13 protein-coding genes are annotated in these 12,390 nt (G+C 74.1%); all 13 read left to right on the plus strand.

Annotated features, from left to right (window positions below; all coding sequences use genetic code 11):
• Positions 1–94: 94 nt before the first annotated feature.
• Positions 95–1,510: an FtsW/RodA/SpoVE family cell cycle protein gene (locus tag GA0070213_RS07660; protein ID WP_175441260.1), complete on the plus strand. Its 1,416-nt coding sequence runs from the start codon at positions 95–97 to the stop codon at positions 1,508–1,510.
• A complete protein-coding gene (murG, locus tag GA0070213_RS07665) occupies positions 1,510–2,616 on the plus strand; it encodes an undecaprenyldiphospho-muramoylpentapeptide beta-N-acetylglucosaminyltransferase (RefSeq protein WP_091059606.1) in 1,107 nt (368 codons plus the stop codon). Before GA0070213_RS07660 ends, murG begins: the two co-directional genes overlap by 1 nt.
• Positions 2,617–2,647: 31 nt before the next feature.
• Entirely contained in the window at positions 2,648–4,129 is a 1,482-nt protein-coding gene (gene murC / locus GA0070213_RS07670; RefSeq protein ID WP_091059610.1) for a UDP-N-acetylmuramate--L-alanine ligase, read from the plus strand.
• Positions 4,126–4,944 (plus strand): cell division protein FtsQ/DivIB, encoded by an 819-nt coding sequence (locus GA0070213_RS07675; protein ID WP_091059613.1) that lies wholly within the window; start codon positions 4,126–4,128, stop codon positions 4,942–4,944. The genes murC and GA0070213_RS07675 overlap by 4 nt, the downstream gene beginning before the upstream one ends.
• A 217-nt stretch (positions 4,945–5,161) precedes the next feature.
• Positions 5,162–6,277, plus strand: coding sequence for a cell division protein FtsZ (ftsZ, locus tag GA0070213_RS07680; protein WP_091059616.1), 1,116 nt, complete (start codon positions 5,162–5,164; stop codon positions 6,275–6,277).
• A 9-nt stretch (positions 6,278–6,286) separates the two neighbouring features.
• A complete protein-coding gene (locus GA0070213_RS07685; protein WP_091059620.1) occupies positions 6,287–7,033 on the plus strand; it encodes a YggS family pyridoxal phosphate-dependent enzyme in 747 nt (248 codons plus the stop codon).
• Between the two features lie 193 nt (positions 7,034–7,226).
• Positions 7,227–7,931, plus strand: a complete 705-nt coding sequence (locus tag GA0070213_RS07690; protein WP_091059623.1) for a cell division protein SepF — start codon at positions 7,227–7,229, stop codon at positions 7,929–7,931.
• Positions 7,932–7,960: 29 nt separating this feature from the next.
• Positions 7,961–8,266, plus strand: a complete 306-nt coding sequence (locus GA0070213_RS07695; RefSeq protein ID WP_091059628.1) for a YggT family protein — start codon at positions 7,961–7,963, stop codon at positions 8,264–8,266.
• Positions 8,267–8,307: 41 nt separating this feature from the next.
• Complete coding sequence (locus tag GA0070213_RS07700) at positions 8,308–9,111, plus strand: DivIVA domain-containing protein (RefSeq protein ID WP_091059631.1); 804 nt, start codon at positions 8,308–8,310, stop codon at positions 9,109–9,111.
• A gap of 72 nt (positions 9,112–9,183) precedes the next feature.
• The gene (locus GA0070213_RS07705) at positions 9,184–9,861 is read left to right on the plus strand and encodes a hypothetical protein (protein WP_091059635.1); all 678 of its coding nucleotides are present in this window, start codon (positions 9,184–9,186) and stop codon (positions 9,859–9,861) included.
• Positions 9,862–9,863: 2 nt separating this feature from the next.
• Positions 9,864–10,172, plus strand: a complete 309-nt coding sequence (locus GA0070213_RS07710; protein WP_091059638.1) for a DUF167 domain-containing protein — start codon at positions 9,864–9,866, stop codon at positions 10,170–10,172.
• A 22-nt stretch (positions 10,173–10,194) separates the two neighbouring features.
• Entirely contained in the window at positions 10,195–11,700 is a 1,506-nt protein-coding gene (locus tag GA0070213_RS07715) for a potassium/proton antiporter (protein WP_091059641.1), read from the plus strand.
• Positions 11,701–11,920: 220 nt separating this feature from the next.
• Positions 11,921–12,340: a TraR/DksA family transcriptional regulator gene (locus GA0070213_RS07720; protein WP_091059644.1), complete on the plus strand. Its 420-nt coding sequence runs from the start codon at positions 11,921–11,923 to the stop codon at positions 12,338–12,340.
• Positions 12,341–12,390: the final 50 nt, after the last annotated feature.

The following is a 12,390-nucleotide window of genomic DNA, read 5'->3' on the forward strand; positions in this document are numbered from 1 at the left end:
CCAGGTCACCAGCGACCCGCCGGCCCGCCGCGCGCCCGCGGCCACGCCGCCGGCCGATCCGCCGGCGGCGGCGCGGTGGGACCCGGCCGGCGGCCTGGCCGCGCTGCGCGGCCTGCTGGCCCGGCCGCTGGCCTCGTACTATCTGCTGCTCTCCAGCGCCGGCCTGCTGCTGCTGATCGGCCTCACCATGGTCTTCTCCGCGACCAGCGTGCGCGACTACGTGCTGGACGGCAACGCGTCGGCCTCGCTGACCAAGCAGGCCGTGTTCGCGGTGATCGGGGTGGGCGCGTTCTGGGCCTGCCAGCGGCTGCCCGCGCGCACCTTCCGGGCGGTGAGCCGCCCCGCGCTCGGCGTGGCGGTGTCGCTGCTGCTCCTGCTCAACCTGCTGGTGGCGCTCCAGTCGCTGTTCGGGGTCACGTCCATCGGCCCGCTCAAGGCCAAGCTGCTCTGGCTCTACCTCGGCCCGATCTCGCTCCAGCCGGTCGAGGTGGCCAAGTTCGCGCTGGTGCTGTGGGGCGCGCACGTGTTGGCCCGCAAGGGGGCCGCGCTGGGCTGGTGGCGCGAGCTGGCCACCCCGCTGTTCCCGGTGGTCGGCCTGCTCTTCGTCCTGGTCGGCTACAACGACCTGGGCAGCATGCTCTGCCTGCTGGCGCTGGTGGTCGGGCTGCTCTGGGCGGCCGGCGTGCGGGGGCGGGTGTTCGCCTCGCTCTCCGCGGTCGGCCTGCTCGGCGTCGGCCTGCTGGTCGCGGTGGCCTCGCTGGGAGCCGGTTCCGGCTCCCGCGACGCCGACAACTACCGGCTGGGCCGGCTGACCATGTGGCTCGACCCGCCGTCGCCGCAGACCTGCTTCGAGCAGCAGCTGGAGAACTGCTACCAGCTCATCCAGGCCCGCTACGCGATCGGCAACGGCGGCTGGTTCGGCGTCGGGCTGGGGCAGAGCAGCTTCAAGTACGGCTGGCTGCCCGAGGCGCACAACGACTTCATCTTCGCCATCGTCGCCGAGGAGTTGGGCGTGGTGGGCTGCACCGTGATCCTGGTGCTCTTCGCCGTGCTCGCCTACACCGGCATGCGGATCGCCCGCCGGGTGGAGGACCCGTTCCGCCGGCTCGCCGCGGCCGGCGTGACCGCCTGGCTGGTCGGTCAGGCCGTCATCAACATCGGCGGCGTGACCGGGCTGCTGCCGCTCACCGGCGTACCGTTGCCGTTCATCTCCGACGGCGGCAGCGCCCTGGTGGTGACGCTGGCCGCGATCGGCATGCTCGCCTCCTTCGCCCGCGCCGAGCCGGACGCGGCCCGGGCCCTGCACGCCCGTCCGCCGGCCCGATGGGTCCGACTAGTGTGGGCCCCGTTGCCGCCGCTTCCCGGCCGGCGCCGCCGACCGGCGTCGCCCCCGGCGGACCGAGGTCCCGTGCCCCGGTCCCGCCAGCGTCGGCAGGACGATCAGGCCGCGGCCCGCGGCGTCCGGTCCGACCGGACGCGTGCCGGCTCGGCGAGCGAGAGGAGACGCTGATGGGTCCGCTGCGTTCGGTGGTGCTCTGCGGAGGGGGTACGGGCGGGCACATCTACCCGCTGCTCGCCTTCGCCGACTGCCTGCGCCGACACGACCCGAGCGTCCGCATCACCTGCCTGGGCACACCGAAGGGGCTGGAGAACGAGCTGATCCCGCCGGCCGGCTACGACCTGCGGCAGATCCCGGCCTACCAGCTGCCCCGCTCGGTCAACATGGGCCTGGTGCGCACCCCGGACCGGATGTGGAAGGCGGCCCGCGCGGCGGGCAAGGTGATCGACGAGGTCCAGGCCGACGCCGTGGTCGGCTTCGGCGGGTACGTCTCGGTGCCCGGCTACCTGGCCGCGTGGCGCCGCGACCTGCCGATCGTCATCCACGAGGTGAACGTGCCGCCGGGGGTGGCCAACCGGCTCGGCATGAAGTTCACCAAGAACGTCGCGGTGGGTTTCCCGCACCAGCCGGCGCAGGCCGAGGCGTTGCGTGACGCCCGGGTGGTCGGGGTGCCGCTGCGCCGGGGCATCGCCGGGCTGGACCGCGCGGCCCTGCGCGACGCCGCCCGGGCACACTTCGGGCTCCGCCCCGACCTGCCGGTGCTCTTCGTGGCCGGCGGCTCGCAGGGCGCCCGCTCGATCAACCTGGCCGTCTCCGGCGCCGCCAAGGAGCTGGCCCGCAACGGCGTGCAGGTGCTGCACGTGATCGGCGCCCGCAACGAGCCGGTCTCGGTCCCCACCGACCTGCCGGTGCCGTACGTGACCCTGCCCTACCTGTCCGAGATGGAGCTGGGCTACGCGGCGGCCGACCTGATGCTGGGCCGCGGCGGCGCGATGACCTGCGCCGAGGTGGCCGCGATCGGCCTGCCCACGGTCTACGTGCCCTACCCGCACAGCAACCAGGAGCAGAAGCGCAACGCGCTGCCGGTGGTGGAGGCCGGCGGCGGGCTGCTGGTCGACGACGCCGAGGTGACCCCGGCCTGGGTGGAGCACACGGTGATCCCGCTGATCCGGGACCCGCAGCGGCTCTGGGCGATGAGTCACGCCGCGGCCGGCTACGGCCGCCGCGACGGCGACGTGGCCCTGCTGAACTTCGTCTACGAGGCGGTGGCCCGCTGATGCCGGGCGTCGCGACGGGAAGGTACCTCTCATGAACACCGCGCAGTTCACGCCCGCCGGCACGACGACCGCGGAGGATCTGGGCCGGATCCACCTGATCGGGGTGGGCGGGGTCGGGATGGCCGGGCTGGCCCGCCTCTTCCTCACCCGGGGCCTGCCGGTCTCCGGCAGCGAGCTGCGGGAGTGGCCGTCCCTGGCCGGGCTGCGGGCGCTGGGCGGGACGATCCACATGAGCCACGAGGCGGCGAACCTCGACGGCGTGGACACGGTCGTCTACTCCACCGCCATCCCGCAGGACCACCTGGAGATGGTCGAGGCGCGCCGGCGGGGCCTGCGGGTGCTGCACCGTTCCGAGGCGCTGGCGGCCGCGATGACCGGCCGCCGCACGGTGGCGGTGGCCGGCACGCACGGCAAGACGTCCACCACGTCGATGGTGACGATGGTGCTCCAGCAGGCCGGCGCCGATCCGTCCTTCGTCATCGGCGGGGAGATCTCCGAGGTCGGCTCCGGCGCGCACCACGGCACCGGTGAGCACTTCGTGGTCGAGGCGGACGAGAGCGACCGCTCGTTCCTCATCTACCGCCCGTACGTGTCGATCATCACGAACGTCGAGGCGGACCACCTCAACACCTACGGCGACCTGGCCACCCTGGAGGCGGCGTTCGCCGAGTTCGCCCGGCTCACCGACCCGGACGGTTTCGTCGTCACCTGCGCCGACGACGCGGGTGGGCGGCGGCTCGCCGAGACGCTGCGGGCCGAGGGGCGTCGGGTGTGGACGTACGGCGAGTCCGCCGACGCGGACCTGCGGATGAGCGACGTGACCTCGTCCGCGCAGGGCGTGCGCTACCTGGCCGAGGTCGAGGGCCGGTCGCTGGGCGAGATCCGGCTGCCGGTCCCGGGCCGGCACATGGCGCTCAACAGCGCCGCCGCGGTGCTCGGCGCGTACCTGCTGGAGCTGCCGGTGGCGGCGGCGGAGGCCGCGCTCGGCGCGTTCCCCGGCGTGCGCCGGCGCTTCGAGCGCAAGGGCGTCGCGGACGGCGTGCTGGTCTACGACGAGTACGCCTACCACCCGACCTCGATGACGTTGGCGCTGCAGACGCTGCGGGAGGTGGCCGGGGACGGCCGGCTGATCGTGGTCTTCCAGCCCTACCGGCTCTACCGCACCCGGGATCTGCAGGCGGAGATCGCCGCCGCGCTCGGCATCGCCGACGAGCTGGTCCTGCTGGAGGTCTTCGGCCCCGGTGAGCTGCGTAAGCCCGGCGAGGGGTCGGCCGCGCTGATCGAGGCGGTGCCGCTGCCGGCGGAGCGGAAGGTCTTCGTCGACGCGTGGGACGACGTGCCGGCCGAGGTCGCCCGCCGGGCCCGCGCCGGCGACGTGGTGGTGACCATGGGCGCCCCGCCGATCTCGCTGATGGGTGACCAGTTGCTGGACGCGCTGCTGGCCCGTGCCGGTGGCCCCACCGCCCTGGGTGCCGGCGTCGGCCCGGACGGCGCGGCGACCACCGCCGGATGAGCCCCGGCCCGGCCCGCGGTCGTACCCCCGGCCAGGACGGCGGGGCGGGGCGGCGCAGCCCGGTCCGGCGCTGGCAGCTGGTGCGGGCCGGCGCGGACGCGGTGCCGCCGTCGACCCGACGCTTCATGGCGCGGGCCCGGCAGCGGCGGATGCGGGCGGCGTTGCCGTGGGCGGTCGCCGCGGCGGTGGTCACGGTCGCCGCCCTGGTCGCCTGGACGGTGCTGGGCACCGGCCTGTTCGGCGTCCGGGAGGTGCGGGTGGTCGGCGCGCGGCTGGTCACGCCGGTGGAGATCCGGGACGCGGCGGCGGTGCCGGACGACACGCCGTTGGCCCGGGTGGACCTGGCCGCGACCGCCCGCCGGGTCGGCGCGCTGCCGCCGGTGGCCCGGGCCACGGTGGAGCGGGACTGGCCGGGCGCGCTCGTCGTCACGGTGGTCGAGCGGGTGCCGGTGGCCGCGGTGCCGCAGGGCGAGCGGTTCGCCGTCGTCGACGCGGCCGGCGTGGTCTTCCAGCGCGCGGACACCGCGCCCGAGGGGCTGCCGCTGATCCGGGTCGCCGCGCCGGGCCCGGACGACCCGGGCACCCGGGCCGGGCTGACGGTGCTCGCCGCGCTCGGTGCGAAGCTGCGGGCCGAGCTGGTCGCGGTGGACGTGGCCGGGCTGGCCCGGATCACGGTGGTGCTGCGTGGGGAGCGGCAGGTCTTCTGGGGTGACGCCTCGCGCAGCCCGGACAAGTCCTCGGTGGCCACCGCCCTGCTGCCGCGCAAGGCCGACCGGATCGACGTCAGCGCGCCGGACGTGGTCACGTTCCAGTGACCCGCGAGTCAGCGACCGGCCGGTGTGTCGCGGGCCGCTCGAACGGCGACACGCCGGAGGGGGTCCTTGGCTCCTGGCGCGGCGGCGCATACGTTGCCCCGAAGAGATCAGTGGTTGACATAACTCTAAGCCTCTAGTAGAGGGTGAGGGTTCTCCTCTGGTCCGGCCAAGCCGTGTGGGGTCGGCCCATGCCAATCTCGAAGGGAAAGGACCGGAGATGACACCTCCGCACAACTACCTGGCGGTCATCAAGGTCGTCGGCATCGGGGGCGGCGGCGTGAACGCCGTCAACCGGATGATCGAGGTTGGGCTCAAGGGCGTCGAGTTCATCGCGATCAACACCGACGCGCAGGCACTGCTGATGAGCGACGCCGACGTCAAGCTGGACGTGGGCCGGGAGCTGACCCGCGGGCTGGGCGCCGGCGCCAACCCGGACGTCGGCAAGAACGCCGCCGAGGACCACCGCGACGAGATCGAGGAGGTGCTCAAGGGCGCCGACATGGTCTTCGTCACCTGCGGCGAGGGCGGCGGCACCGGCACCGGCGGGGCGCCGGTGGTGGCGAACATCGCCCGCAAGCTCGGCGCGCTGACCATCGGTGTGGTCACCCGGCCGTTCTCGTTCGAGGGCAAGCGCCGGCAGGTGCAGGCCGAGGCGGGCATCGAGGAACTGCGCAACCAGTGCGACACCCTCATCGTGATCCCGAACGACCGGCTGCTCGCCCTCGGCGACCGCAACATCTCGATGATGGACGCCTTCCGCACCGCGGACCAGGTGCTCCTCTCCGGTGTCCAGGGCATCACCGACCTGATCACCACGCCGGGCCTGATCAACCTGGACTTCGCCGACGTGAAGAGCGTGATGAGCGGCGCCGGCAGCGCGCTGATGGGCATCGGCAGCGCCCGCGGCGAGAACCGCGCGGTCGAGGCGGCCGAGGCGGCCATCTCCAGCCCGCTGCTGGAGCAGAGCATGGACGGCGCGCGCGGCGTGCTGCTCTCCATCGCCGGTGGCTCGGACCTCGGCCTGTTCGAGATCAACGACGCGGCGCAGCTGGTCACCGACGCGGCCCACCCGGATGCCAACATCATTTTCGGTGCGGTCATCGACGACGCGCTCGGCGACGAGGTGCGGGTGACCGTGATCGCGGCCGGCTTCGACGGCGGCACGCCCGCCTACAAGGCGGTCGAGCCGCCGCGCAAGAGCAACCAGAACCCGCCCGCCCAGCCGAGTGCGCCGGTGAGCCCGCCGGCCACCATGCCGGCCCCGCAGCAGCCGTCGCGCCGGGTGCTCTTCGACGACGTCGACGTGCCCGACTTCCTCAAGAACGGGTCCTGAGCCGCGCCGATGACGGACTCACCCACCGCGGTGCGACCCGAGCGTCGCGCCGAACTCGCGGCCGGCCTGGCCCGGGTGCGGGCCCGGGTCGCCGACGCCTGCGCGGCCGCCGGCCGGGACCCCGACGGGGTCACCCTGATCGCGGTGACCAAGACCTACCCGGCCGCCGACGTGGTCGCGCTGGCCGGGCTCGGGGTCACCGACGTGGGGGAGAACCGTGACCAGGAGGCGGCGCCCAAGGCGGCGGCGGTGGCCGCCGCCGGCGCGGCCCCGCGCTGGCACTTCATCGGCCAGCTGCAGCGCAACAAGGCCCGCTCGGTCGTCCGGTACGCCGACGTGGTGCAGTCGGTGGACAGCGTCCGGCTGGCCGCCGCGCTGGACGCCGCCGCGTCCGACGTCCGGGACCGGCCGTTGGACGTGCTGGTGCAGGTCAGCATCGACGGCGACCCGGCCCGGGGCGGGGCGCTGCCGGGCGGGGCCGACCCGCAGCGGGGCCTCGACCGGGTGGCCGCGGCGGTCGCCGGCGCGGCGGGGCTGCGGTTGGCGGGCCTGATGGCGGTGGCCCCGCTGGGTTGGGAACCGGTCCGGGCGTTCGCCCGGTTGGCCGAGGTGGCGGCGCGACTGCGGGCGGATCATCCGGGCGCGGCGGCGTTGTCGGCGGGGATGAGCGGCGACCTGGAGAGCGCGATCGCTCACGGCGCGACACATGTCCGCGTCGGCAGCGCGTTGCTCGGAATGCGTCCCACGCTGGGGTAGCCTGGCCGCGACGGAAGCAAATTACATCAGTGTTGTTCAGGACGGCGTTCCCGTAGCCGGGGGCCGTGGCGGGCGGGCCGCGAACCGCGCGCCAGGGGATTGCCGATCCGGTCCGGTGGGCATGATCGTCCACTCGTGATCAGGCGACACGGCACGGGGGCGCGTGCCGCATGGCGGACGGAAGGGCGCGGGGATGGGTGCACTGCGCAAGGCGGGGGTCTGGCTCGGTCTCGTCGAGGAGGACGACGAGCGGGCGTACGAGGACGGTGGCTACGACAAGGGTGGCTACCGTGACTCGCGCTACCGGTCGAGCCGGTACGCCGAGGAGTTCGCCGACGAGGACGACGAGGAGTCGGAGGAGCCGCCGGCGCCCCGGACCCGGGCCGGCGACCGGGGTCGGCTGTCCGAGCGCGCCTCGAGCCGCTCGGTCGACACCGACCGCTCGGAGGTCGAGCGCCTCGACCGCCCGGAGCGCGCCGAGCGCTCAAGCGTGCGGTCGATCACCCGGTCCTCGACCGGCGAGACGTCCGGCGCGCTGACCTACCACACCCGTGACAATCTCGCCCTGGCGCCGCAGGCCCCGCCGCGCGAGCGGGCGGTGGCCCCGGAGGACGAGCAGCGTTACCAGATCACCACGCTGCACCCGACCACCTACCGCGAGGCGCGGACCATCGGCGAGCACTTCCGGGACGGGGTGCCGGTGATCATCAATCTCACCGAGATGGACGAGGCGGACGCCCGCCGACTGGTTGACTTCGCCGCCGGGCTCGCGTTCGGCCTGCGCGGTACGATCGAGCGCGTGACCAACCGGGTGTTCCTGCTCTCACCGGCCAATGTCCAGGTCACCGCGGAGGACAAGGCCAAGATCGCTGAGGGCGGCTTTTTCAGTCTGAGCTGACCACGCACGACCGAGGGACGTCGCCTGCCGTGTTGTCGATCCTGTTCCAGGTGCTGTATCTACTGCTCTACTTCTTCCTTCTCGTCCTTTTGGCCCGATTTGTGCTGGGGGCCGTGCTGGCCTACGGTCGCCGGTGGCAACCGGGGCGGGGGGCATCGGCCGGACTGGAAGTCGTGTGGAGCGTCACTGATCCGCCCCTGCGCGCGTTGAGGCGTGTGATCCCACCACTGCGAATTGGTACCGTGAGCATCGACCTGGCCTCCCTTGTGCTCCTGGTTATCCTGTTCGTGCTGATGGAGTTCGTGTTACAGCGCCTGATCGTGGCGTTCGCCTGACCAGAGCGCTTTCGCGGCCGCAACTGACCCGAGGAGTTTCGATGCCGCTGACCCCGGCCGACGTCCACAACGTCGCCTTCAAAAAGCCGCCGATCGGCAAGCGGGGGTATGACGAGGAGGAGGTTGACGCCTTCCTGGACGAGGTCGAGCGTGAGCTGGCCCGTCTGATCGAGGAGAACAACGAGCTGCGCGCCCAGGTGGAGCGCGGCGGTCGGGGTGGCGCACCCGCCGGCCCCGGCGGCGACGCCCGGCTCGCGGCGGAGCTCAACGACGTCAAGGCCCAGCTCGACCGGGTGCAGCGCGACAAGGCGGCCGCCGAGCAGGCGGCCCGGGCGATGCAGTCCGAGCTCGAGCAGGTCCGCTCCCAGGGCGGCCCGGCGGGGGTGACCGGTGACGGCGAGCAGCAGGCGCTGCGCGTGCTCATGATGGCCCAGCGCACCGCCGACGACCACGTCTCCGACGCCCGGCGCGAGGCCGACAGCCTGCTCTCCGAGGCGCGGTCCAAGGCCGAGGAGGTCACCCGCGAGGCGCGGGCCAAGGCCGACGCCCTCGAGCGGGACGCCCGCCAGCGGCACCAGGAGGCCATGGGCGGCCTGGACGCCAAGCGCACCGCGCTGTCGAAGCACATCGAGGAGCTCAAGCAGTTCGAGCGCGAGTACCGCACCCGCCTCAAGGCCTACCTGGAGAGCCAGCTGCGTGACCTCGACGGTCGCGGCCAGGGCATCGAGGTCGAGATGAACCGCGAGGGCAACCGTGCCGCCGGCGGCAGCAACGGTCTCGCCACCGCCGGTCTCGCCGGTTCCTTCGGCGGGGGCCGCGGCGGCTCGCTCGAGTCCGGCCGCTGAGCCATGTCGGTGGCCGTCCCCGCGGCGGCCACCGACCGCACCAGACCGACACGACGCGGCCGGGGGTGAGCCGTGATAGCCGCCAGCGTCCTGCTCATCCTCGTCGCGGTTGTGCTGCTGGTGGTCGGGCTGGCCGGTGGGTCCAGCTCGTTGCTGATCGTCTCGATCGCGGCCAGCCTGCTGTCCGCCGTCGCCTTCATCGCGTTCGCCCGCCAGGCGGCCGCGAACCGGGCCGCGGCGGGTCGGGAAGCCGGCCCGCGTCTCCGGACCGCACCCGCCGGCCCGTCCGCGGACGAGCCGGTCAGCCCGGTCCCGCACCACACGTCCACGGTCGGCGCCGGTGGACCCGGGTGGCGGCAACCGCCCGGGTCGCCGGTGGTCGAGCCGTACGACGCGGCAGCCGCCGCGTACTCACCGGTGGCCGAGCCGTACGAGCCGGACACGCCGCACGGCGGCGCGTACTCGCCGGTGGCCGAGCCGGCGCCCACCTCGCCGGCGCCGGACGGCCCGTTCGACGGTGATCCGCCGGCCGAGTTCCTCTCCGCCGGGCAGGTCGCCCGGTTGGCGCGGCTCTCCGACGAGGTCCGGGTGATCGACGGCCACCCACGCTTCCACCTGGACGACTGCCCGCACCTGGTGGGCCGGCCGGACGAGCCGTTGCCGGTGGCCGAGGCGGTCGGGCTCGGTTTCACGCCGTGCGCCCACTGCGCGGCCGCCACCACCCTGCTCGCCGACGCCCGGCCCCGCTGACCATGACGATCGCGGCCACCCCGCTCACCGTCGCGGTGCGCGTGAAGCCCGGCGCGTCCCGCACCCGGGTCGGCGGCCGGTTCGACGGGCCGTACGGTCCCGCCCTGGTCGTCGCCGTGCACGCGCCGGCGGTGGACGGCCGGGCCACCGAGGCGGTCCGGCGGGCGCTGGCCGCCGCGCTCGGCGTCCGGCCGGCGGCGGTGTCCCTGCGCTCCGGCGCGGCCAGCCGCGACAAGCTGTTCCTGGTCGAGCGTCCGGCCGACGGGCTGCCCGAGGCGCTGCGCCGGCTGCGCGACGGCAGCGCCGGGTGACCGACCGGCGGGCCGGTCGGCGATGACCCCGGGGCTGAACCTCGCGCTGCTGGTGGGCGCCGCCGTGCTCCTGGTCGCGGTGGGCGCGGTGCGCTTCTCCACCCGGCTCGGCGTGCCCAGCCTGCTGGTCTACCTGGCGCTCGGCGTGCTCATCGGCGAGGCCGGCCTCGGCATCGAGTTCGACGACGTCGAGCTGACCCGGGTGCTCGGCTTCTGCGCGCTCATCGTGATCATCGCCGAGGGTGGGCTGAGCGCGCGGTGGAGCCTGCTGCGGCCGGTGCTCGGCCTGTCCGCCGTGCTCTCCACGGTGGGCGTGGTGGTGAGCATCGCGGTCGTCGGCGTGGTGGTGCACCTGCTGCTCGGCCTGGACTGGCGGTTGGCGCTGCTCTACGGCGCGGTGCTCTCCTCCACTGACGCCGCCGCGGTCTTCGCCACCCTGCGCCGGCTGCGCCTGCCGCCGCGCCTGGTGGCCACGCTGGAGGCCGAGTCCGGGATGAACGACGCCCCGGTGGTCCTGCTGGTGCTGCTGCTGTCCCGCGCCGGGGTGGCGGCCGCCCATCCGTGGTGGTACGAGGTGCTGCTGCTCGGTTACGAGCTGGGGGTCGGCGCGGCGGTCGGGGTGGGCGCGGGCCTGGCCGGCCGGTACGCGCTGCGCAGCGCCGCGCTGCCGTCGGCCGGGCTCTACCCGATCGCGGTGGTCGGCTTCACCGTCCTGGCCTACGCGGCGGGCTCGGCGCTGCACGCCTCGGGCTTCCTCGCGGTCTACGTGGCCGGGGTGCTGCTGGGCAACTCCCGCCTCCCGCACCGCCAGGCGATCCTCGGTTTCGCCGACGGGCTGGCCTGGTTGGCCCAGATCGGCCTGTTCGTGCTGCTGGGCCTGCTCGTCTCGCCGAGCCGGCTGGACGCCGCGGTGCTGCCGGCGGTGATCACCGGGCTGGCCCTGCTGCTGTTCGCCCGGCCGCTGTCGGTGGCGGTTTCCGCGTTGCCGTTCCGCGTCGGGTTGCGCGAGCAGCTCTTCCTCTCCTGGGCCGGCCTGCGGGGCGCGGTGCCGATCGTGCTGGCCACCATCCCGCTGTCGCTGCGGGTGCCGGGGGCGGACCGGCTCTTCGACGCGGTCTTCGTCCTGGTGGTGATCTTCACGCTGCTCCAGGCCGGCACGCTCGCCCCGGCGGCCCGCCGGCTGGGGGTGACCGCGCCGGCCGAGGCGAGCGAGATCCTGCTGGAGACCGCCCCGCTGGAGCGGATGCGGGCCGACCTGCTCCAGCTGGAGGTGCCGTCCGGTTCCCGGCTGGCCGGGGTGCACGTGGACGAGCTGCGGCTGCCGGTGGGCGCCGCGGTCACGCTGGTGCTGCGCGACGGGGTCGGTTTCGTGCCCGGTCCGGACACCCGGTTGAAGGTGGGGGACAGCCTGCTCATCGTCGCCACGGCCGGGGTGCGGGACGCGGCGGAGCGCCGGTTGCGGGCGGTGAGCCGGCGGGGTCGCCTGGCCCGGTGGTTTGGGGAGTACGGCGAGGACCGCACCGGCTGATCTGCTAGCGTTCCCTTTGCCCCGATTACTGGCAGTTCGGGGCGGAAACCCGGAGCGACGGTGCGGCACGTTGTCGGACGCCTGTACGTTCCGTATTCTTGCCAACCTCCGGAGTGCGCGGCGAGGTCGCCGTGTGCCCCGTTCCGTTCGCGGGGGACGCGCCGCTGCCCCCTGCCCACGTACCGTTTACCGCCGCGCCACGCGGCTGAGGGAGCTGACGATGGCGAAGCCAGCCGACACCAGTACCGCCGGCCGCAAGCCGGTGGCGAAGGCCACCCGCAGCGCGGCGGAGACCGAGAAGATCCGGGCCGCGCTGGCGGCCCGCCGGGACGAGCTCAACGCCGAGTACGATCAGACGCTGAGCGAGATCACCGAGCTGCAGCGCGACCGGCTGACCGACTCGGCCGGGGACGACCAGGCCGACACCGGCACCAAGACGTTCGAGCGCGAGCAGGAGATCTCACTCGCCAACAGCATCAAGGAGCGGATCACGCAGGTCGAGCGCGCGCTGGAGCGGCTCGACGAGGGTGGCTACGGCTGGTGCGAGCGGTGCGGCAACCCGATCCCGGTGGAGCGGCTCGCCGCGTTCCCGTCGGCCACCCTCTGCGTGACCTGCAAGCAGCTGGAGGAGCGGCGCTGACGTCCGCTCCCCGGCGGCCGAACGGCAGACGGTGACCGCCACCGTCGCGA

It is taken from the genome of Micromonospora humi, assembly GCF_900090105.1.
Lineage (GTDB): Bacteria > Actinomycetota > Actinomycetes > Mycobacteriales > Micromonosporaceae > Micromonospora > Micromonospora humi.